This is a genomic window from Dysgonomonas sp. PF1-14 (assembly GCF_029892965.1).
Taxonomy (GTDB): domain Bacteria; phylum Bacteroidota; class Bacteroidia; order Bacteroidales; family Dysgonomonadaceae; genus Dysgonomonas.
Map to the genome: position 1 here is coordinate 343,292 of NZ_JARXWN010000003.1, position 22,193 is coordinate 365,484.

Consider the following 22,193-nt stretch of genomic DNA (forward strand, 5'->3'; position numbering starts at 1 on the left):
ATGGAAGGTTTAAAGCTCAGATTTGATCTGAAATCGTTTGTTATCTTTCTTCTGATCTTTCTAGTAGAAGTATTTATTGCATTATTTGTCAAAGACCGTTTTATCCGTCCCTATGGAGGAGACATACTGGTGGTAATGCTGATGTATTTCTTTTTCAAGTCCTTCATGCAGGTAAAACCGCTCTGGCTGGTGATCGGGGTTGTCGTATTTGCATATTTGGTAGAAATAGGCCAGTATTTCCAGCTTGTAGAAGTACTCGGTGTGCAAGATAATAAAGTGCTGCGCACAGTGATAGGCTCCTCGTTTAGTTGGGGCGATATGGTTTGTTATACGATCGGTGGCATTATCTGTTATTTTATTGACAGGAAAAAAACGAATAAAGATGTTGCAACAACGTAAGAAAGACTATTTGATCCGCCTTCTCGAAGAACTTATGAAAAGTATTCATAAGCTTGTCGATAAGCGGGAAAAGTTGAGTCCGGCCGAACGGGAAGGGATATTGAACGATGCCTTTACCTTTTTTGTCACGAATTTTGAAGTTACCGAATCAGATACTATCGATGATTTATCGGAAAAGATACCCGATGTGGAATTGTTGGAGCAATATGCCCGATTGTTGATGATAAGATCGGATGAATCGGATACGCTGAATACGCCTGATTTGAAGCGGGCTTTACAGATTGTGGAATACCTGGAGGCAGCCGATAAAACATATTCGTGGGACAAGGTAGTTCTCAGAGAAGATATCCTTCACCGGCTCGATAGTAGCAATCAGGTTAATTCGATATAAAATATTTTAACAGCTTTTAGAGCCTGTTTAAATTTTATTGTTTAGGTTTTCAGCACTATTTTTGGAATGATTTTTTCTTATCTGAAGCGCGAATAGCGGGTTATTCAAACTGAAGAAAGGGGAAAATGGGACAAAGAGAGACTGAAAATGAACGAAAAAAGAACGATAACAAAATGTTTTGGTAAAATTTAAACAGGTTCTTAGTATAAAATTTATTTATACCTTTGGCTTGGAGGAACTATCAGCCTATGGAAACAGCCAGTAATGTCATTCTTATTTTCCAGATACTTTATGTCGTAACGGCATTAGGTACGATGGTCGTTGTGATCTCGGAAAACAGGAATCCCTTGAAAACAATTTCATGGGTACTGATATTGCTTTTACTGCCTCTGGTCGGTCTCATTATATATTACTTCTTCGGGGAAGACAGCCGTAAACAACGGCTTATATCCCACAAAATGTACAAAAAACTCAACCGCCGCTCCATCGGGAGGAAGGAGTTGCTGGAAACACTTAACCCCCCCACAGAACATAAAGGATTAGTAAACCTGCTGAACAGGCTGAAAGCATCCCCCTTGTACGGAGGGAGTGACGTTACATTCTATTCTGACGGCATAGCAAAATTTGATGCCCTGTTTGAAGAACTGGAAAAAGCCGAAAAGCATATTCATATTCAATACTACATTTTTCTGGACGATGATATCGGCTGTAAGACTCGCGATATACTCGTTCGTAAGGCGGCACAGGGAGTAGAAGTCCGCCTTATCTACGATGATGTAGGTTCATGGAAAGCCAAGCGCAACTTTTTTAAGGATATGCAGGATAGGGGGGTACAGGTACAACCCTTCCTGAAAGTAGCTTTTAAGTTCCTTACCAGCCGCGTGAATTACCGAAACCACAGGAAGATAGTAGTTATAGACGGAAAAGTTGGCTTTGTAGGCGGGATGAATGTTGCCGACAGATACATACAGGGAGTGAAATCGGGAATATGGCGCGACAGTCATATCAAAGTAGAAGGAAAGGCCGTTGCAGGCTTGCAGACATCATTCCTTATAGATTGGTATTCTTCGCGTAAAGAATTTCTGGCTTCGGATTCCTATTATCCTATTCTGGAAAATAGAGGAAATAACCTGATGCAGTTGGTTACAAGCGGTCCAGTTGGGCAGTTTAAGGATATACATCTCGGTATTTTGCAGGCAATAGCCAATGCTAAAGAATGTATCTATATACAAACACCTTACTTTGTACCGACCGATTCATTGCTTTTAAATATTCAGATGGCTGCTATGCGTGGTGTAGATGTACGTTTGATGTTGCCCCGCCATTCTGATACCACTTTTGTGCAAATAGCATCTATGTCGTATCTGGCAGATGTGCTGAATGCGAAAGTGAATGTATTCTTTTTCGAGGCAGGTTTTTTGCACTCTAAACTGATGGTAATAGACAATTCGCTGACTATCACCGGATCGGCAAATATGGATGTGCGCAGTTTTGAGCACAATTTCGAGATAGATGCGTTTATCTATAACGAAGAGACATGCCGTCAGGCTAAAGAAATATTTTTCAAAGATATGGAACAGTCTACTCTCCTGTCTGCCGAAGAATGGGATAAGAGATCACGATTTGAGAAATTTAAAGAATCGGTGATGAGATTGTTCTCTCCGTTATTGTAATATAAATAATTAGAAATGAATAAGAGAAGCTTTCTAATCTGTTTAATAGTTATTTTGCCCTTCTTTGTCAATGCCCAGACAATAAATGTATTACTTCCTGAAGAAGCAAATAAAGAATATGCCTTTGTTTTAAGTAAAGGTATCAGGCAAGATACGATACAGAAGGGGACATTGTCTTTTTCCGGAAGTGTAACGATACATATACCCGATAAGGATAAAGGATATACAGGCATGGGCTCGCTACAAATAAAAGATAATGCTCCGTTCAATTTTATCATATCCGGAGCTGGCTTTGATGTAGAGCAAGGTGCAGATTCTAAATGTGTATTTAAAAATTCACCGGAGAATGCGTATCTCTATTCTGTGTTGCAGGATAGGGTAACACCATCAGCAAATAGTGCCCGGTATGCGCCCGTCTTCATAGATATGGTACGTTATATGCAGCAACTGGACAGAGCTGTGCAAACCGGAAACCTCAAAGAAAAATCAGTTGCCCGTATGTATGCCCTGCAAAAACTCGATATAGACAAATTATATACCAGTGGTATCTGGTACAACGTTATAGATGGGCTGGTGCGATTGAATACCGATCAGCAGACTTTGGGGCAAAATATGACTAAAATACTGGAACGGATAAAATCGCAGGAAGTATATGAACATCTGGTCGATAACCTGATAACAATTACCCAGCAATTTGGACTCGACGATGCATTTGACATCATAATACCTTATGTGCAGCAATCCGGTAGAATAGAAACTCCGCGCGAAAATATATTTATGGCATTTGCTATGGCTAAGGTAAGACGCGGTATGACTGCACCCAGAATAGAAGGATTGAATCCAACGATAGACGCTTCCAATGCGGAGAAAACGCTGTTGGTCTTTTATCAGCCCGACTGTGAAAACTGCCATATTCAATTAGAACAATTAATAAAAATTTATCCTAAATTAAACCAAATGGGGGTTCGGGTAGTCTCATTATCATCAGACCATCAGAAAGAGTCTTTCGAAAAAGATAGAAAACGCTTCCCATGGGCTGAAAATGATAAGCTTTGCGATTTTCAAGGCTTTGGCGGAAAGAATTTTATAAACTATGGAATAATGGGTACACCCACGTTTTTTTTGATAGATAAAAATGGAATAATTATCAGGCGTTATGCGTTAATAGCTGATATTGACTTTTTTGGTGAAAAAACAAACGAAAAATAAGGATAAAACACCAAAATAAAGGCATTTTTATTTGTATTCGTTAAAAAAACTATATCTTTGTGCCTTGTATTGATCTGTTTGGGAAACCAGACATTATGAAGTAAATAAGAATAATTTAAAAATAGAAGTCTTAATAAGGTTATTTATTAAGTTAATTTATGAGCAAGAAAGTTGCACTGATCACAGGCGTTACAGGACAAGACGGAGCTTATCTGTCTGAATATTTGATAAAAAAAGGTTATACAGTTCATGGTGTTAAGAGGAGATCGTCGATGTTTAATACCGACCGTATTGACCATTTATATCAAGATCCGCATGATGAGAATCGGAATATGATACTTCATTATGGCGATATGACAGATAGTATGAATCTGACCCGTATAATAGGGGATGTGAGACCGGATGAGATATATAATCTTGCCGCGATGAGCCATGTGAAAGTTAGTTTCGATACACCGGAATATACTGCTAATGCCGATGGTATTGGTACACTGCGTGTATTAGAGGCTGTTCGTTTGCTTGATCTGACAGATAAAACAAGGATATATCAGGCTTCTACGTCCGAACTATACGGTTTGGTACAAGAGATCCCTCAAAGAGAAACAACCCCGTTTTATCCCAGAAGTCCGTATGCAGTAGCGAAACTGTATGCCTATTGGATTACTGTAAACTACAGGGAAGCTTACGGAATGCATGCCAGTAACGGAATCTTGTTTAATCACGAATCTCCATTGCGAGGAGAGACTTTTGTGACAAGAAAAGTGACACGTGCTGTTGCCCGTATTGTTCTGGGCTTGCAGAAAAAAGTATTTATGGGCAACCTTTCCAGCAAAAGAGACTGGGGGCATGCCAAAGATTATATAAAAGCAATGTATCTTATTTTACAACAAGATACGGCAGACGATTACGTTATATCTACAGGTGTAACAACAACTATCCGGGATTTCATAAAAATGTCATTTTCCGAAGTTGGTGTAGAAGTAGAGTTTCGTGGCGAGAATGAAAAAGAAGAAGGATTCATCGTGAATGTAAATGACGAAATCTTTGCCAAGACAGTAGGTGAAGAGCATCTTGCTGCATTCAAAAAGAGAATCGGTGAAGCTGTAGTAGGTGTTGATCCCGCGTATTTCCGCCCTACAGAGGTCGATATACTGATAGGAGATAATACAAAAGCCCGTACCAAACTGGGATGGGAGCCGGAGTATGATCTGAAAGCTCTTTGTCAGGATATGGTAATTCATGATCTGGAGTTGATGAAAAAAGAAGAATACTTAAAAAATGCGGGCTACAGGATCTTAAATTATTTCGAATAAGGAGATATTTTAATGATAGATAAAGGTTCTAAAATATATATTGCCGGACACAGAGGTTTAGTCGGTTCAGCGATCCTTAGAAATTTAAAAGAAAAAGGATATACGAATTTTGTGCTAAGAACACATTCACAACTAGACCTAACCAATCAGGCGGCAGTAGCAGAGTTCTTTGAAAAGGAAAAACCGGAATACGTTTTTTTAGCTGCGGCTAAAGTCGGCGGTATTGTAGCCAATAACACATATCGTGGGCAGTTTATATACGAAAACATGATGATACAGAATAATGTAATTCATCAGTCGTATTTGAATAATGTTAAAAAATTAGTATTTTTGGGGAGTTCTTGTATATATCCGAAAGAAGCCCCTCAGCCAATGCGTGAGGATGCATTATTGACCGGACCATTAGAATATACAAACGAACCGTATGCCATTGCTAAAATAGCAGGGCTGAAGATGTGCGAAAGTTATAATATTCAATACAATACAAACTTTATAGCAGTAATGCCTACAAACTTGTATGGACCGAATGATAACTTTAATCTTGAAACATCACATGTTCTGCCGGCTATGATCAGAAAGATACATTTAGGAAAGTGTCTTGAAGAAAATGCTTGGGATATTATACGGAAAGATTTGGATACACGTTCTATAGAAGGAGTATCCGGTAAATCTATAGAACAGGAAATTCTGGATATCATGAGTAAATATGGTGTCAGTAGGAATGGAGACAAAGTTCGGGTAGAGATATGGGGGTCGGGTAGACCAATGAGAGAGTTTCTCTGGAGTGAAGAAATGGGAGATGCTACTGTTTTTATCATGGAGTCTGTAAACTTTTTAGACTTAACTAATGTTATAAAAAGACAAGAAATACGAAATACACATATAAACATTGGTACTGGAACAGAGATTTCTATAAAAGATGTAGCAAATTTAATAAAGAAGACTGTCGGTTTTTCGGGAGATTTGTGGTTCAATGCAGATAAGCCGGATGGAACAATGAGGAAATTATCAGATGTTTCGAAACTCCAATCACTTGGCTGGAAACACAAAGTAAATATCGAAGATGGTCTACAACGCATGTATAAGTGGTATAGTGAATACTTGCCACTATAAAAATATGAAAAATAGAATAGTGTTTAATTATAATTTAAAAGATTGATTATGAAAAAAGTAAGTTTACTTTTAGTTTTAGTTTTTGCGGCTATAACTATTTCTGCCCAAACTAGCGGAGTTAGTGCAGAAGCTGGTCGTAAGGCGACTTTTCAACGTAATGGTTTTTGGGATAACTGGTTCATAGGAGTTGGTGCCGGAGCTAATGTTTATTTCGATGACAACGGAGCTGACGCTGATTTTTGGAGCCGTCCGACTGTAGCACCTCAATTCCAAATCGGTAAATGGTTCAATCCATATCTGGGAGGTCGTGTTAAAGTAACAGGTGGTGCTCTACATAGCTTTAATACTGGTGCAACAAAAATGCTACACCAAAAATATGTAGGAGCAGAAGTTGATTTCATGTGGAATCTTTCTGACTATCTGTTGAAGTATAATTCAAAACGTGTATATAGCTTTATTCCGTTTGTCGGAGTTGGTGCTATGTATGGTTGGGATTACAAAATTGATGGAAAAGTTCTTCCTAAGAACAACCAAAAAACAGCTTCTATCAACGTGGGTATTATCAATAACTTCAGATTCTCTGAAAGAGTATCTTTGGCTATTGAGATCTCAGGTGCTATGATCAAAGAAGACTTCGACAAAAAAATTGGTGGAGACTGGTCTTATGACGGTGTAGCTAACGCTTCTGCCAGCTTAATATTCAACATTGGTAAGAAAACTAACTTCAGTGAAGCAGTTCTTTACGATCAAGCTCTTATCGACAAATTGAATGCAGACCTTGCTGAACTTCAAAGACAAAATGCTATCCTGGCAAAACGTCCAGAAAGATGTGACAACTGTCCAGAGCAAGAAACTAAGATTATTGAGAAAATTGTTAAAGAAGGTGGATCATTCGTTTCTAACGTAGTATTCTTCCGTCTTGGTAGCGCTAATATCGACAAAAACCAAGAAGTTAGCATCTATAACACAGCTAAATATCTGCAAGATAATCCTAACGCTAAAGTTAAGGTTATAGGTTACGCTGATAAGAAAACCGGTACAGCTTCTATTAATGACAAGCTTTCTGAAAAACGTGCTAAGAATGTTGCTAATGCGTTGATCAACAAATACAACATCAGCAGCAACCGCGTAGCAGTAGAATGGAAAGGCGATACAGTACAACCATATGCTGAAAATGCTTGGAACCGTGTTGCAATTTTCTATACTGAGTAATATCAGAAACTGAAATACAGAAAAAGAGTGGAGTGATCCACTCTTTTTTTATTGTATTATATCACCCTAACTCTGATGAGAATAAACTAAAGGGGATGAATTCTTAGAATTCATCCCCTTTAGTTTCTGCGGTATATTGTTTTTTTATTCTGCTGTTTCCGCCTTTCCTTCCTCTGCCGTTTCAGCTTCTTCTTTCTCTTCTTTTTCAAAGTCTATAGCAGCGTCGGTAAGTATATTGTACCAGTTTATCATCTTCTTTATATCAGTAGGATAAACGCGGTCTTTATCAAACTCAGGTAGTATCTCTTCAAAGTATTTCTTTAGTTCCTCAGGTTTGGCTCCTGTACTAACAGATGCCTTAGCTCCGTTTTCCTTCTGTTTCATTGAAGCGAGGATGTCTTTAAGAGGGACATCATCAGTTTCTGTGTATATAGATATATCGCCCAGTGATACGACTTTGTCGCGGGCATGAATAGGAATTTTCTTATTATCCACCAACGATTCGACAATAACCATATTCTTACTGCTCGATATTAACTTGTAAAGTCCGGGTTTACCAGAAACAGATAAGATAGTTTTAAGCATAATAAATTAGTTTTAATTAGTTTTCAATTTCAATCAAGCGACAAAAATACGCCGAATACCTCAAATATGATAATTTAAGGCATACAAATTAGCTGTAAATTTCTTAATGATCTTAAATAAAGGGTATTGTCGCCCATCCTCAAAATATCTTCTTATACACATGGCAATAAGGTTTCGTTCCCTTATGCTCATAATACTGCTGATGATAATCTTCTGCCTTCCAGAATGTAGAAACAGGTTTGAGCATGGTAGCTACCTTATATCCTTTATCGGTGAGTACCTTAATGTGTTTTTCAGCTATAGCCTTCTCTGCATCATCCGAGTAGAAAAGGCACGAAAGGTATTGTGGCCCGATATCCGGCCCCTGACCATTTGTTTGAGTAAAGTCATGTGTCTCAAAGAATAACTTCACAAGGTCTTCATACGAGGTCTTCGATGTATCATACTCCACTTCGGTAGTTTCCAGATGCCCGGTGTTCTTCTGACATACTTGTTCGTAACTGGGGTGATCGACATGTCCGCCCATAAATCCGACAGCTGTATGTTTAACGCCGTCTGCTTTTATAAAGTAGTACTCGGTTCCCCAGAAACAGCCTGAGGCGAAATAAGCTTTCTTAATCATTTTATTCTCTTCCGGTATAAATTTTAGTGATATAGAATTGACACAATGGCGTGTTTCCTTAGCAGTGAAACCCTCATTGAGAAACACATGTCCCAGATGGGCACCACAATGTGTACAGATTATTTCTGTACGCATGCCATCGGCATCAGGAATGCGTTTGACCGCTCCCTTTATTTCATCGTCAAAAGACGGCCATCCGCAGTGTGAGTCGAACTTGTCAGACGATCGGTATAGCGGAGTATTGCAACGTTTGCATACATAGGTGCCACTACGCTTATTATTGGTATATTCTCCTGTATAAGGCGCTTCTGTGCCTTTGTGTATGATCACACGCTCCTCTTCGGGGGTAAGTTTATTGTAATCCATATTTTCGGTTTTTGTTTTGTTTTGGCTCTGAATACATGATACACTCATTACCATAATGCAGAGTAGGTATATAAGCCGTTTCATATTATTTTCTCCTTCTGTAATAATGAATAAAAGCAAACGGTCGTCTTCTCTTCAGGTACGATAAGTCATCCATACAGCGATATGCTTCCCTTTCGTATGATATATTATAATATGCCTTCAGCCTGTCTCTATATTGTATCAGTCTGATAAGCCATTCGATGCCATAAGACAGATAAAAGAATATGACGAGCATTTCCAACATCTGCCGCGTATGAATCCGTTCATGGTTCTTCTCCGCTTCGCTGAGTCTGCCATAATCTTTTCTCACAATAACCATGCCCAACAGATTGATGGCTCCAAAATCCTTTGGCGGGAAATGTTTGCTATAAAATATCTTCATACCATTATTTGTCAGACAAATGTATTTCCCTCAGGCATTGTTCACAAGTTTTTTGAAGCAAATTTTGTTAAAGATGATATTTTAAATAACTTTCCACTCCCTTATCAGGCAAAGGTAAAAGGAGCTGCTTCATCGTATAGGTAAACTCGCTCAAATACTTTATAGCCCGATCAATCAACAAACAGGTCTGAGACCTTTAAACAACTGAATTATGGAATTAGTTTATGCGGCAGTGATTCTTGTACTGGCCATCGTTGTTATCTTCTTTCTACAAAGAGGTAGTAAGCAACGTGAGCAGGATTTTAAAAGTCGGATCGATCATCTGTCGGAAGAGAAAGAGTCCTTACAAAACGAAAAGATAGATCACATTCGCAAACTGGCCGAATCAAAAGCTATGTTGCAGTCTAAAGAAGAACAACTGCGAGTACAGCAAGAAGAGCTACTCAATACCCGAGCCCAGCTGAATAAAGATTTTCAGATTCTGGCAAATCAGATACTCGAAGAAAAGACGCATCGCTTTACTGATGTGAACAAGGCGAATATGGAAGCTATACTCAAGCCGCTCAATGAGAAACTGGTAGAGTTCCGAACAAAGGTAGAAGAGACTTACGACAAGGAGTCGAAGCAACGCTTTTCGCTCGAAGAACGCATAAAAGATCTTGTGGCCCTGAACAACCAGATCAGTGAAGATGCTAATAATCTGACCAGAGCACTGAAGGGTAATAACAAGGTGCAGGGTAACTGGGGCGAAATGATTCTCGAGTCCATACTTGAAAAATCGGGACTAAAGAAAGGTGAGGAATATTTTCTGCAAGAGTTTATCACAGACGAAAACGGAAAGCGTGTGCAAAATGAGCAGCAGAAATATATGCAGCCCGATGTGGTGGTGGCCTATCCGGGAGGACGTAAAATTGTGATCGACTCTAAGGTCTCTCTCAATGCTTATGTCAAGTATGTGGAGGCACAGACCGACGATGTAAAGAACGTTGCCGAAAAAGAGCATCTGGTCTCTATCAGGCAGCATATAGACGAACTCAGCCAGAAATCGTATCAGGACTATGTAGACTCCCTCGAATTTGTAATGATGTTCGTGCCCAACGAACCGGCTTATATACTGGCTATGCAGGCCGATTCGTCGCTTTGGGACTATGCCTATCGTAAACGAATCCTGCTGATAAGCCCGACCAACCTGATAGCCTCACTGAAAGTTGTTGCTGACTTGTGGAAGCGCGAATATCAAAGCCGTAATGCCATAGAGATAGCCAAACGTGGAGCGGCCCTGTACGATAAGTTTGCCGGTTTTGTAGATACCCTTCAGGATGTAGGTAAAAACATAGAGCGTTCGCAAAAAGCATACGATAAAGCTTTCTCGCAGTTGAAAGATGGTAACGGTAATCTGATCCGTCAGGCAGAGATGCTTAAAGAGCTGGGTGTGAAAGCTCAGAAGGAATTACCTGAGAGTGATTAATTGATAATTATGTTAATAAACATTAAATATATAAAGAAAAACAGCAAAACATGTTTTATAACATAAAAATATTATATCTTTGTACTGTGTTTTTCATGGTATTAGATTTAAGGTTAACAATGAAGATTGGTTGTCGTGATGACAACCTTTTCTTTTTTATATAACTTCCTTTTTCTACATTTCATAAAACCTTATGTACTATAACTGTTTTCCCCTTGTCAAACTGCTTTGCTGCTTTTATCAGACAGGAATCTTTACAATAAGTTATTATTTCATCAATAAATTTAGTTCCCACTTCTTCAGGTAAAATAAAGCTTTCAAAGGCTATTTTAATATCCAGTATCGGAAACGAATACGGCGGAATGTAACCTATCTCTCCCCAATAAAGTTTTTTCAATACAGTATTATTATCTGACATGCTTATGAAATCTGATTGAGTGGGGAAGAATGCAGGACTTAGAAAAAAGCAGTTGCGGATAGGTTCTATAGAATGATAGTTCAGGAAGTAGCTTAATTTCTCGTTTTCAGACAGGTTACCTGACTCAATCTTTTGTCTGGCATCTACTCTGATTATTTTATGCCATTCTTTATCTTCTTTCGGAAGCATATATTCCAACTCTTCGTCGTGGCTGTATTCATCGATTATCCTTAGATATTCATCTTTCAGACTTTCAAATTCAGGCTTCTCCTCCGCTGTAACTTTGCTGTTTACTATTATAAATGCCATTTCTACAATTCTGTCCTCCATGCTCTTATAGTTTATATTTGTTTAAGGAATATATGTTTTTAAAGATAAAACTAAACTTTCATTTATTGCACTCGGAAGTCAAAACTTTACAAACTTGACACTTTTTCTGATATTTTCTACTGTTGCTCTTTTTCGTTTTCTCATATCCAGTTTTGTTTGTGCAGGCTGTTTTATGGTTGGCGTGTTACTCTTTTCCGTAGCAGGGATACTTTGCTTATTACTTATTACAATATTGTTTCGTGTAGGCTCTTCTGTACTTTCGGCATTATCGCTATTTGTATTTTCAATATTGGATTCCGCCACATCTTCTATATTATGTGAAGTCTCTCTTTCTGCTTTTTACAGGAGTAGGGGATAGGGCTGCTTTTTTCTTGTCGTTGCGATCCAATAACATCTTTATGGTTTTAAGGTCGGGCTGATACTCTTTTTTTATGATTACTTTCTGTTTAAATATCAAATTTGTCGTATTATCCATGTCGGGTACATAAATATCTTTTTCTATTACCGTTGTATATCCTTCCAGTTTTCTCTTTATAGAAGAATATACTGTTGCCATCAACGTCTCGTCTCTGCGTTCCATAGCGCTTTTTACCATTTCTTTAAATCCCTTTTTATCTTCCATCCAGTTGTAGAATGCCTGTCTGCCGATGTGCAAATCCTTACATATCTGTGTTATCGATAATAATTCGTCCTCCATCAACAAAGTGATCTTTCTACTAATTCTTCACTATACTTTGCCATAATCTTACAATTTACTGTGTTTTCTGTATGGATAAAAGAAAAACCCGACATGCAGATTTTTAACAGAATAATGATAAGAATACACATTTGTTGCTTCAGCAAGGTGGCAGATTATCTTACATTGTAGTTAATAAATATTAAATATGTAAAGAAAAACAGTGAAACATGTTTTATAACATAAAAATATCGTATCTTTGTACTGTGTTTTTCATGGTATTAGATTTAAGGTTAACAATGAAGATTGGTTGTCGTGATGACAACCTTTTCTTTTTATAAGAAATCGGATTAATCCTGCTATATTTGCAACTTATCTTAAACAAACATTAAACATATGTACGAGAAATTAGACAATCTATCGAAAAGAAATACTATAATTCTTTTTTTGTCATTTTTCCTGTTTTCCGCTATATTATATTCCTATGCCGTTTGCACTATGGGATCGAACATTATTCTCGACGAATTGTATTAATAGCCCTGGCCGATTATTCGTTCGGTGAGATATACAATCTGACAGCCCGCGATGTACATCCTCCTCTCTTTTACTGGCTGTTGAAAATAGTGGCATATCCGATGGATATTCAGCATACTGCTCTCTATCAATATCACTATATTACGGCATTTTTCTACCTCATATCCATCATTATTTGTGCTTTCCCTGTAAGAAGGCTGTTTGGGACTGGGATTGCATTCCTTACTGCGGTCATCATTGTCCTTCTTCCGGTAGCATTATATCTGTACGCCTATGTGCGGATGTATTCCCTTATGGTTCCTTTGATGCTCGGTATGTTTATATATGTGTGCGATACATATAAGAATAATACCCTGTGGTCGTGGGTGAAGCTGTTTATATTCGCTCTGGCTGCCATGTACACGCATTATTATGCGCTGCTGGGAGCATTTTGGCTGCTGGCTCTCTACGGCGTATTGTTGGTTGTCGTATCTTCTAAAAACAAGGAATACAAGTCTCATTTGAAGCATTATCTGATACTTGGCGGCATGCTGGTCGTTTGCTATATTCCTTGGTTATTTGAGTTATATAACCAGATGGTTGCTGTGGACAAAAGTTACTGGATCAGCCCTCCCGCACTGAAAGAAGTGATTTACTCGCTGCAATATTATTTTTCACCAAAACATTATGAAGAACCGTACTCTGAATTTTTCTCTTCATCGTGGCCGCTCATAATCACTTACTCGGCATTTATAAGTTCTGTTTTGATTATTCTTTGCGGATTACTTATCAGAGCCGATAAAGAAAAGAAATTGCTGGGCTTGCTGGCCTTATCGGCTATTGTCGTTACAGTTGGTTTTATACTTATATATTCATTCCTTGCCAGTCCTGTATTCTATGTCCGTTATCTGAGCTGCTTCATCGGGTGGTTTGCCCTTTGTTGTGCAATCTTTATATCCATCATTCTCAAGGATGGGAAAAAATGGCAGAAGAGTATTGTTATAGTGTTCTTTAGCTGCTTTCTGTTCTTATCAGGTACATGTTATTACTTAAATGAAGTGAGGCGGAGCTGGTCTAATCCCGATAGAGAAAAAGAGGAAAGTGCGAAGATGAGAGAATACATGAAAGATACTAACGGCGTTATGTATTCCGAAGAAATCATGGCTCCCAATCTGGCGTTGCTGTCGATGTTCTATCCGGAATATAAATACAGAGTAATAGATGATGGAATACTTCCTCCGGAAATACCTTATATACCTGACTACAAGAACGATCCGTATGCTTTAGCTCCATTCAGGCATCTGAAAGCCGTTCCGGAAGTAGAGGTAGATGAATATGGTATTTATGTAACTACCTTCCCCGAAAGTGTCGCCCGCATACTGGGACCCGATTACGAAGTAGTTAGCCATCTGGAAGGTTCTATGCTCTATAAATTCAAAAAGAAAGAGCCTGCTGAATAAGCATACTCTTTACAAATCTTCACTAAAAAAGCCTGACACGAAAGGAATAAATATGTAATTTTGTCAGGTTTTATAAACATTACACTAAATCAACACGTTTAGTTTGTTACTTATAATATGTAATTAACAATATGGCAAAACCGGATATACAGCAGGTAAAACAGCGCTTCGGCATCATAGGCAACAGCCCCGACCTCAATCGGGCTATAGACATTGCATTACAGGTTGCCCCTACCGATATGTCGGTTTTGGTGACAGGAGAAAGTGGTGTGGGAAAAGAAAATTTCCCGCAGATAATACATCAGTTCAGTCACCGTAAACACGGTACTTACATAGCTGTCAACTGTGGCTCTATACCCGAAGGCACGATAGATTCCGAGTTGTTCGGACACGAGAAAGGCTCGTTTACCGGAGCTACGGGCGAACGCAAAGGGTACTTCGAGGTGGCTAACGGCGGTACATTATTCCTCGACGAAGTAGGAGAACTGCCTTTGTCGACACAGGCTCGATTGCTGCGTGTACTCGAAACAGGTGAGTTTATCAAAGTAGGCTCGTCTAAAGTGGAAAAAACAGATGTGCGCGTTGTTGCGGCTACCAATCTCGATATGATCACTGCTACACGTAACGGACGTTTTCGCGAAGATTTGTACTACCGTCTCAATACCGTACCTATCCGCATACCTGCACTCAGAGAGCGTAAAGACGACATTCCGCTTCTGTTCCGCAAGTTTGCAAGCGACTGTGCCGAAAAATACAGTATGCCGCCTATTACCCTCACCGATGCGGCAAGACAGATGCTCAAAGACTACTACTGGCCGGGAAATATCCGTCAACTGAAGAATATCACCGAACAGATATCTATTATAGAGCAGGCGCGCGAGATCACACACGACATACTTAAACTTTATCTTCCGGCTAACGAAGTTGGACTAGTTCCTGTAGGTACAATAAATGCCAACGATCAGAAGAGTTTCAGCAATGAACGGGAAATTCTCTATCAGGTGCTTTTCGATATGAAGAAAGACATGAACGAGCTGAAAAAGATCGTTCACGACATAGTCGCCGGCAATCTCAAAGCTGCCGATATAACTACTCCTGTGGTAGATTCCAAAGAACGGGTACTTACCCCGATGGTTGTCAGCTCTGGCGAAAAGGTCACACCTATACCTGTAAGAGAAGATATACACGCTGTAATGCCGAAGACAGACATAGCCGATGCGGATATTATAGAAGCGCCCGACTATGAAGAAGAAACACTCTCGTTGCAGGATGTAGAAAAAGACATGATAATAAAAGCCCTTGAGCGGCACAACGGAAAACGTAAGAATGCCGCACAGGATCTGAAAATATCGGAACGTACACTATACCGAAAAATTAAAGAATATAATCTGGAAGACCTATGATGAAAAAAGCAATACTATTATCTCTTTTGTTTGTCCTAATAATACCATCCTGCTCAATTTCATACAAATTTAATGGGGCATCTATTAATTATGATGAAACTCCTACAATAGATATACGCGACTTCCAGAATCAGGCTCCGCTTGTATATCCGCCGTTGACACAAGTATTCAACGAACGGATGAAAGACGTATTTACACGAAATACCAAGTTGAAATTTACAACAGTGAATCCGTCTTTGGAGATCGAAGGAGAGATTGTTCGCTACGACCTTACCCCTCAAGCGGTGAGAGAGGATAACTTTTCGTCCGAAACACGTTTGACAATGGCGGTGAAGTTCCGCTACAGGAACAATGTAAGGCCGGAGCAAGATGACGAGCAAACTATTTCGGCCTATCGCGATTTCTCCAGTAACCTGATGCTAACCGATGTACAGGACGGGTTGATAGAGGAACTCACAAAAGATATTGTCGACCAGATATTCAACGCAACCATGTCTAACTGGTAGGCACAACCCTATATGGACATACAACAAATACATAGCTTTGCCACGAAGCAGGCAAATCCGGGCGTGCCGGATATCTCTGCCCTGAAAGCATTGGTAGATGAATATCCTTATTTTCAAACAGGGATATTTACTTACCTGAAAGCCATGTATTCGCTCGATAATGAGAACTTCGACTGCGAACTACGCAGGTTGAGCATCTTTGTTGCCGACCGTCAGGCGTTGTTTTACTATATACTGAGTGAAGAATACGACCGCTTCTTCCGTCAGACAGGGAAGACAGCGATAAAAGAAGATAAGACCAGTGTATTGCTCAATGCTTTTTTCGAGTCGCGTGGTAATAACTTAGCCGGAACAGATGAATTTGAATATAGTATTTCGCATTCAAGCCTTGCCACTACCGACTACTTTACCTATATGCAGGCTACTTTGCCTACAGCAGGAGAAGAAGCGCAAGAGCAAGAAGGAGGGCATCCACAGGACGAACTGCAACTGAAACATCAGGATATCATTGATACCTTTATCACGAAATCGGAACTCGAAGGTGGTGTGCGTATACAATTGGACGATAGCCTTGAAGATCAACCCGAAGAAGAAAACGATACAGACGGGCAGGGCGATGAATTGGATGAAGACATATTTTTTACGGAGACATTGGCCAAAATATACATAAAACAAAAGAAGTATGAGAAAGCATACAAAATTATTAAACACTTAAGTTTGAATTATCCGAAAAAAAATATTTACTTTGCAGACCAATTGAGTTTTCTTGAAAAACTGATTATAAATTCGAAATTTAAAGATACGAAATGATCACACTTATTACTTTATTAATTGTAATCGCAGCTATTGCTCTAATATTAATAGTTCTTGTTCAGAACTCAAAAGGAGGAGGTCTTTCTTCAGGATTCTCTTCATCGAACGCCATTATGGGTGTACGCAAGACAACCGACTTCCTTGAAAAAGCAACATGGAGCCTTGCAGGATTCATCATGGTAATGAGCATAGTATGTGTAATGATTAAGCCAAAAACTACAGCTGGTGCCCCTGCTCCGGCAGTTGGTGCTCCTGCACCTGTACCTACCGGTGCACCCGATATGTCTACAACGCTGCCTATGCCATCTAATGCAACTCCGGCAGAACAACCGACAACTCCTACACCTCCGGCAGAATAAGCTAGGCGGTAAAATGATATAAGAAAAAAGCTTCTCTATTGCAGAGAAGCTTTTTTTATAGGTCACTATATGCCGGTATGTCCGGCAGATATTCGAATGTCTGGTTTTCGTAGTCCATCCGGCAGCAATAATGGCTTAGTCCGTTGGAGACGATCAGGTATCCGACTTTTAGCACAATGTTGTATCTCACTATCTGGTCGAATACATCCTGAGTGATAGCCACCTCCGGCGCTTTATATTCCACAATCATCAGTGGGGTCAGGTTGCGGTCATATACGACCGAGTCGCAACGCCGTTTCTGATTGTTCAGGTTGATCTGTATCTCGTTTGCTATCAACGAAGGCGGATAACCTTTGGCCGTTATCAGGAAATTTATGAAATGCTGGCGTACCCATTCTTCGGGAGTAAGCGCTACGAATCTGCGCCTCAGTTTGTCAAAAACAGTGAACTTTTCACCTGCTTTTTTTACATTTATATCGAATGAGGGTAAATTTAAGTTCAACATTTGCTACCTTTGTCAGTTAAAAAACGAAACAACAATCAGAGGGAAAACTTGTTTAATAATAGAAACAAAAGTAAAGTTAATATGAAAACAAAGCAAGAAATCGTGGACAATTGGTTACCACGCTATACAAAGAGACCACTGGAACAATTCACTAAACATATTCTGCTCACCAATTTTGCTAAATACGTAGAAGTTTTTGCCAATCACTTCGATGTGCCTATTGTAGGGCTTGATGGAAACATGCCTAATGCTTCGGCAAACGGTATCACTATTATTAATTTTGGTATGGGTAGTGCCAATGCCGCCACTATTATGGATCTTCTCAGTGCCATTAAACCCGAAGCTGTATTGTTTCTGGGCAAGTGCGGAGGTATAAAGAGACACAACAATGTAGGCGATTATATATTGCCTATCGCTGCCATCAGAGGTGAAGGTACATCGAACGATTATCTGCCGCCGGAAGTGCCGTCATTGCCTGCGTTTAGTTTGTTGAGGGCAGTCTCTTCCAATATCAGGGACTTCGGACGCGACTACTGGACGGGAACAGTGTACACTACCAATCGCCGCGTATGGGAATACGATGAAGCATTTAAAGACTATTTGCGTAAGATACGGTCTATGGCTGTAGATATGGAAACAGCGACATTGTTTACCTGTGGTTTTGCCAATCAGATACCTACAGGGGCACTGCTTCTGGTTTCCGATCAGCCGATGATCTCAGACGGTGTTAAAACCGAAAAGAGCGATAATCTGGTAACTAAGAACTTTGTGAATGAGCATGTGATGATAGGCATTAAGGCTCTGACTACACTAATAAATAACGGGTCTACAGTGAAACACCTGCGCTTTGAATAATTGAATATGACCTTTGAGCAAATAATATCCGATATACGATCACGTAAGTTCAGCCCCATATATTTATTTATGGGAGATGAGCCTTATTATATAGACGAGCTGACCGATATGCTTACAGCTACCGTGTTGCCCGAAGAAGAACGTGATTTTAATCAGACCGTTCTGTATGGAATGGAAACAGACGTAGCATCGGTTATTACATTGGCACGTAGTTTTCCTATGATGTCGGAGTATCAGCTTGTAGTGGTAAAGGAAGCTCAGAACCTGAGTAAGATAGACGAGTTGGAGGTTTATGCCAAAAATCCGTTGCATACGACTATTCTTGTTCTCAACTACAAGAATGGAACGTTGGACAAACGTAAAAAACTATCGGCAGCAATTGAAAAAAACGGTGTGATCTTCGAATCGAAGAAGATTCCCGAATATAAGATACCTGCTTTTATCACTTCTTATATTAAGACTAAAGGTCTGGATATAGATCAGAAGTCGGCGCAAATGCTCTCCGACTATCTGGGTAACGACCTGAGTAAGCTTACTAACGAGATAGCAAAATTATTGATCGCTATTCCGGCAGGGCAACAACGGATTACAGCCGAACTGATAGAGGAAAATATAGGGATAAGTAAGGATTTCAACAACTTCGAGTTACTGAAAGCCATCATCGATAAGAATATATATAAGGTAAACCAGATAGCCGATTACTTCGAGAAGAACCCGAAAAACAATCCGCTGATAGTAACACTGGTAGTACTGTTCAATTTCTTCAGTAACCTGATGATCTGTTACTGGGCTAAGAACAAAACAGAACAGGGTATTGCTGCCGAACTGGGATTCCGTAATCCGTATCAGGCAAAAGACTATGTTGCTGCCCTACGTAACTACAATGCTTTCAAATGTATGGAGATAATTGCCCTACTGCGTACATACGATGCCAAATGTAAAGGTGTGAATAATATATCTGCATCTGATGGCGAACTGCTCAAAGAATTATTATATAAGATTACACACTAGCTTACGCATATATTAAAAACCAAAATAGGGTTTAAATTGTTCTATTTGAATAATTGAGTTGCCACGACTTTTAAGTCGTGGATAAAAAATGATAAGATAACGACTTTAGTCGAATCATTTTGACTAAAGTCCTATTTGTTTATATTGTCTAACACCTCCAGCTAAAGCAGGAGGCAATTAAATTAAACTTCTAAAACTACGATAATTATGAAAAAGATTTTGTTCTTGATAGCAATAGCAGGTCTGTTCTCTATAACGGCACAGGCTCAAATACGTTTCGGAGTAAAGGGTGGTGTTAATATCTCCGGCGTTTCGGGAGATAATATTAGCGACTTTGTTGATAACAATGTTACCGGATTCCATATAGGACCTACTATAGAATGGTTGGTCAACGGACAGATAGGAGTTGAAGGTAGTGTCTTGTATTCCGAAAAAGGAATAAAATTTAAAGGAGACGATACGCACCGTACAGGTTATATAGAAGTGCCGGTAAGTCTGAAATACCGTTTCCCGCTCGAAGGAGCGGTAAAACCATATCTTTCGGCTGGTCCTTACATCAGTTTCAGAGTATCGGGAGATGATACCTTCGGTGCTATACGTGACGGGATCAAAGATCAGTGGAAAGCGAAGAGTTTCGGTGCAGGGCTGAACTTCGGTGCCGGAGTCGAACTGTTTAAGTTTGTGCAGGTCGGAGCCAATTATGGGCTTGGGTTGTCAGATAATTATAAGCTAAGTGATGGGAACTACTCTGTAAAAGAGCGTGTATGGTCTATTACGGCAGGCGTATATTTCTAAAGATATAAGAAAATAATAGGGTAGGGGTGAAGGTTTTTCATCCTTGCTTTTTTTATCGTTAGACTATCCTGTCATTGGTTTTGCTTCGCTCTGCCGAACGTTGTTTCTGAGTGTAAAGAAGAATCTCGGCTCTTAAGAAAATAGATGTTTGGCTCTGTTCAGAAATATCTATTGGTTTCGTTGATTCTTCGAATTGCCTCCACTTTTAAGTGGAGGAGGTAGAGGAACACTGAAGAAAGGCTTTAGCCAAAATAACTTGACTTTGCTGATTCTTAGAGTTCGACTAAAGTCATTATCTATTTTGTCAATTATCCACGACTTAAAAGTCGTGGCAACTAATATCGTCTCTATACAAACTCGTCTGGCAAATTCACCAGATACAGCTTACTGCTGGCGCGGGTAATTGCAGTATATAACCACCTGTAGAAGTTGATGCCGAGATGCTCTTCCGAGATATAGCCTAGATCGAGAAATACATTTGCCCACTCGCCACCCTGAGCTTTGTGGCAGGTGATGGCATAGGCAAACTTCACCTGTACGGCATTATAGAAAGGATCGACTTTCATTTTCTTCATCTTACCCGCTCTGGTCGAAATATCGGCATAGTCCTCAAGTACGTTCAGAAACAGTTCTTCGCTCCGTTCGCGTGTCAGTCCTGCCGCTTCGGAGTGTAATGTGTCCATCAGTATTTTTACCTCCAGTTCCATGTCGTAGTCGAGGCTCTTGATCGTTACCTCACAGAAACGGAATCCGTACAATTCCTGTTCACGCCTTACCCGTAGCACCTCTACTATTTCACCGTTCGCCAGAAAGTCTATGCCCTCAATATTTTCTGTCCAATAATAATTGTTTTTGGTAATCATCAGCATATCGCCTGCCGATAATTCCTCTTCGCGATAAAGTATGCGGTTGCGTATTCCCTGATTGTAGATATTACTCCGCTTGTTGGAGCGCGATATGATCATCGTATTGTCCAGCCCGTCGCGATCATAAGCTGCTGTTATTTCGTCGATAAGTTCTTCACCCGAAATGCGGACAATGTCTGTGAATTTCTTTAATTTTAGTTTGGGATAGGCTTCGGTCTTTCCTTTGTTCAGTGCATTACGGATATTCGTTGCATTGTATAGGATTCCCGAACTTTCGGCTTGGCGCACTATCTGCGACAGCATGGCATCATGTACTTCGAGTCCGTATCCTTCCAATACAGCTTTTTGTAGTGCGGGGCTGTCATCCTCACCCACAGGTGGCAACTGAGCCGAATCGCCGATCAATAGCATACGACAGTTTTCGCCGGAGTACACAAAATGGATCAGGTCGTCCAGCAATCTGCCTGTGCCGAAAAAAGAAGAATCGAGCCCGTTATTGCTGATCATGGAGGCTTCGTCTACAATAAATAACGTGTCTTTATGCAGATTGTCCATTAGTCCGAAACTACCTGTTTCGCCCGAATACTTCTGTTGCCTATATATTTTTTTGTGTATGGTAAAAGCCGGATGATTAGCATAGGATGAGAAAACTTTCGCTGCCCGTCCGGTAGGAGCCAGTAAGACTGTCTTCTGTTTAAATTCTGTCATCGTTTTCACCAATGCTCCCAATAAGGACGATTTTCCTGTTCCGGCAAACCCTTTCAGTAAAAAGACAGATTCTTCTTTTTGTAGAAAAAGAAAACCGACAATGCCATCCAGAGCAAGTTCCTGCTCGGAGGTAAGCTCGAACGGAAAGTTTTCTTTTATCTTTTCTGTGAAGAATTTACTGATCATAACGAAAGATTCCT

General features: G+C 39.8%; 24 protein-coding genes. 16 read left to right on the forward strand and 8 right to left on the reverse strand.

The genetic code is table 11. The features are described from left to right. The 7 genes from M2448_RS05995 to M2448_RS06025 all read left to right on the forward strand — a co-directional run bounded on the left by M2448_RS05995 (position 1) and on the right by M2448_RS06025 (position 7,310). Complete coding sequence (locus M2448_RS05995; RefSeq protein ID WP_280645414.1) at positions 1-399, forward strand: DUF2809 domain-containing protein; 399 nt, start codon at positions 1-3, stop codon at positions 397-399. Further along, on the forward strand, positions 383-790 hold the full coding sequence (locus M2448_RS06000; RefSeq protein ID WP_280645413.1) for a hypothetical protein: 408 nt from the start codon (positions 383-385) through the stop codon (positions 788-790). The genes M2448_RS05995 and M2448_RS06000 overlap by 17 nt, the downstream gene beginning before the upstream one ends. A gap of 248 nt (positions 791-1,038) precedes the next feature. Then, positions 1,039-2,463 carry a cardiolipin synthase gene (gene cls / locus M2448_RS06005; protein ID WP_280645412.1) on the forward strand — a complete coding sequence of 475 codons (1,425 nt, stop codon included), beginning with the start codon at positions 1,039-1,041 and terminating at the stop codon, positions 2,461-2,463. Between the two features lie 15 nt (positions 2,464-2,478). Beyond that, positions 2,479-3,672: a thioredoxin family protein gene (locus M2448_RS06010; RefSeq protein ID WP_280645411.1), complete on the forward strand. Its 1,194-nt coding sequence runs from the start codon at positions 2,479-2,481 to the stop codon at positions 3,670-3,672. Positions 3,673-3,830: 158 nt separating this feature from the next. Further along, a complete protein-coding gene (gene gmd / locus M2448_RS06015; protein ID WP_280645410.1) occupies positions 3,831-4,985 on the forward strand; it encodes a GDP-mannose 4,6-dehydratase in 1,155 nt (384 codons plus the stop codon). A gap of 15 nt (positions 4,986-5,000) precedes the next feature. Further along, positions 5,001-6,098, forward strand: a complete 1,098-nt coding sequence (locus M2448_RS06020; RefSeq protein ID WP_280645572.1) for a GDP-L-fucose synthase — start codon at positions 5,001-5,003, stop codon at positions 6,096-6,098. 48 nt (positions 6,099-6,146) lie between these two features. Next, the gene (locus tag M2448_RS06025) at positions 6,147-7,310 is read left to right on the forward strand and encodes an OmpA family protein (protein ID WP_280645409.1); all 1,164 of its coding nucleotides are present in this window, start codon (positions 6,147-6,149) and stop codon (positions 7,308-7,310) included. Positions 7,311-7,454: 144 nt separating this feature from the next. Here M2448_RS06025 and M2448_RS06030 read toward each other — a convergent pair whose 3' ends face one another. The 3 genes from M2448_RS06030 to M2448_RS06040 all read right to left on the reverse strand — a co-directional run bounded on the left by M2448_RS06030 (position 7,455) and on the right by M2448_RS06040 (position 9,307). Continuing rightward, positions 7,455-7,895, reverse strand: a complete 441-nt coding sequence (locus M2448_RS06030; RefSeq protein WP_280645408.1) for a DUF5606 domain-containing protein — start codon at positions 7,893-7,895, stop codon at positions 7,455-7,457. 139 nt (positions 7,896-8,034) lie between these two features. Beyond that, complete coding sequence (locus M2448_RS06035; RefSeq protein ID WP_280645407.1) at positions 8,035-8,967, reverse strand: bifunctional methionine sulfoxide reductase B/A protein; 933 nt, start codon at positions 8,965-8,967, stop codon at positions 8,035-8,037. 1 nt (position 8,968) lies between these two features. After that, complete coding sequence (locus M2448_RS06040) at positions 8,969-9,307, reverse strand: hypothetical protein (RefSeq protein WP_280645406.1); 339 nt, start codon at positions 9,305-9,307, stop codon at positions 8,969-8,971. Positions 9,308-9,518: 211 nt separating this feature from the next. Between M2448_RS06040 and M2448_RS06045 the strand changes: the two genes are divergently transcribed. Next, positions 9,519-10,775: a DNA recombination protein RmuC gene (locus M2448_RS06045; protein WP_280645405.1), complete on the forward strand. Its 1,257-nt coding sequence runs from the start codon at positions 9,519-9,521 to the stop codon at positions 10,773-10,775. 181 nt (positions 10,776-10,956) lie between these two features. Here M2448_RS06045 and M2448_RS06050 read toward each other — a convergent pair whose 3' ends face one another. From M2448_RS06050 to M2448_RS06060, 3 genes are all read right to left on the reverse strand, one after another. Further along, entirely contained in the window at positions 10,957-11,523 is a 567-nt protein-coding gene (locus M2448_RS06050; RefSeq protein WP_280645404.1) for a hypothetical protein, read from the reverse strand. Between the two features lie 78 nt (positions 11,524-11,601). Next, positions 11,602-11,826, reverse strand: coding sequence for a hypothetical protein (locus tag M2448_RS06055; RefSeq protein ID WP_280645403.1), 225 nt, complete (start codon positions 11,824-11,826; stop codon positions 11,602-11,604). 10 nt (positions 11,827-11,836) lie between these two features. Further along, on the reverse strand, positions 11,837-12,226 hold the full coding sequence (locus M2448_RS06060) for a phBC6A51 family helix-turn-helix protein (RefSeq protein ID WP_280645402.1): 390 nt from the start codon (positions 12,224-12,226) through the stop codon (positions 11,837-11,839). A gap of 464 nt (positions 12,227-12,690) precedes the next feature. Here M2448_RS06060 and M2448_RS06065 point away from each other — a divergent pair, with 464 nt between their 5' ends. The 5 genes from M2448_RS06065 (at position 12,691) to secG (ending at position 17,253) form a co-directional block, all read left to right on the forward strand. Further along, positions 12,691-14,172, forward strand: a complete 1,482-nt coding sequence (locus M2448_RS06065) for a glycosyltransferase family 39 protein (protein WP_280645401.1) — start codon at positions 12,691-12,693, stop codon at positions 14,170-14,172. A 131-nt stretch (positions 14,173-14,303) separates the two neighbouring features. Beyond that, entirely contained in the window at positions 14,304-15,575 is a 1,272-nt protein-coding gene (locus M2448_RS06070; RefSeq protein ID WP_280645400.1) for a sigma-54 dependent transcriptional regulator, read from the forward strand. Beyond that, positions 15,575-16,081, forward strand: a complete 507-nt coding sequence (locus M2448_RS06075; RefSeq protein WP_280645571.1) for an LptE family protein — start codon at positions 15,575-15,577, stop codon at positions 16,079-16,081. The genes M2448_RS06070 and M2448_RS06075 overlap by 1 nt, the downstream gene beginning before the upstream one ends. 12 nt (positions 16,082-16,093) lie before the next feature. After that, positions 16,094-16,891 carry a hypothetical protein gene (locus M2448_RS06080; protein ID WP_280645399.1) on the forward strand — a complete coding sequence of 266 codons (798 nt, stop codon included), beginning with the start codon at positions 16,094-16,096 and terminating at the stop codon, positions 16,889-16,891. Further along, complete coding sequence (secG, locus tag M2448_RS06085) at positions 16,888-17,253, forward strand: preprotein translocase subunit SecG (protein ID WP_280645398.1); 366 nt, start codon at positions 16,888-16,890, stop codon at positions 17,251-17,253. Before M2448_RS06080 ends, secG begins: the two co-directional genes overlap by 4 nt. 55 nt (positions 17,254-17,308) lie before the next feature. On the opposite strand, the gene M2448_RS06090 is transcribed toward secG, so the two are convergent. After that, entirely contained in the window at positions 17,309-17,758 is a 450-nt protein-coding gene (locus M2448_RS06090; protein ID WP_280645397.1) for a type I restriction enzyme HsdR N-terminal domain-containing protein, read from the reverse strand. Positions 17,759-17,839: 81 nt separating this feature from the next. Here M2448_RS06090 and M2448_RS06095 point away from each other — a divergent pair, with 81 nt between their 5' ends. The 3 genes from M2448_RS06095 to M2448_RS06105 all read left to right on the forward strand — a co-directional run bounded on the left by M2448_RS06095 (position 17,840) and on the right by M2448_RS06105 (position 20,419). Beyond that, on the forward strand, positions 17,840-18,613 hold the full coding sequence (locus M2448_RS06095) for an AMP nucleosidase (RefSeq protein WP_280645396.1): 774 nt from the start codon (positions 17,840-17,842) through the stop codon (positions 18,611-18,613). Between the two features lie 6 nt (positions 18,614-18,619). Then, the gene (gene holA / locus M2448_RS06100) at positions 18,620-19,624 is read left to right on the forward strand and encodes a DNA polymerase III subunit delta (protein WP_280645395.1); all 1,005 of its coding nucleotides are present in this window, start codon (positions 18,620-18,622) and stop codon (positions 19,622-19,624) included. 207 nt (positions 19,625-19,831) lie between these two features. Then, positions 19,832-20,419, forward strand: coding sequence for a porin family protein (locus M2448_RS06105; protein WP_280645394.1), 588 nt, complete (start codon positions 19,832-19,834; stop codon positions 20,417-20,419). 347 nt (positions 20,420-20,766) lie between these two features. Here the strand turns inward: M2448_RS06105 and M2448_RS06110 are convergent, their stop codons facing one another. Next, a complete protein-coding gene (locus tag M2448_RS06110; protein WP_280645393.1) occupies positions 20,767-22,179 on the reverse strand; it encodes an AAA family ATPase in 1,413 nt (470 codons plus the stop codon). Positions 22,180-22,193 lie beyond the last annotated feature (14 nt).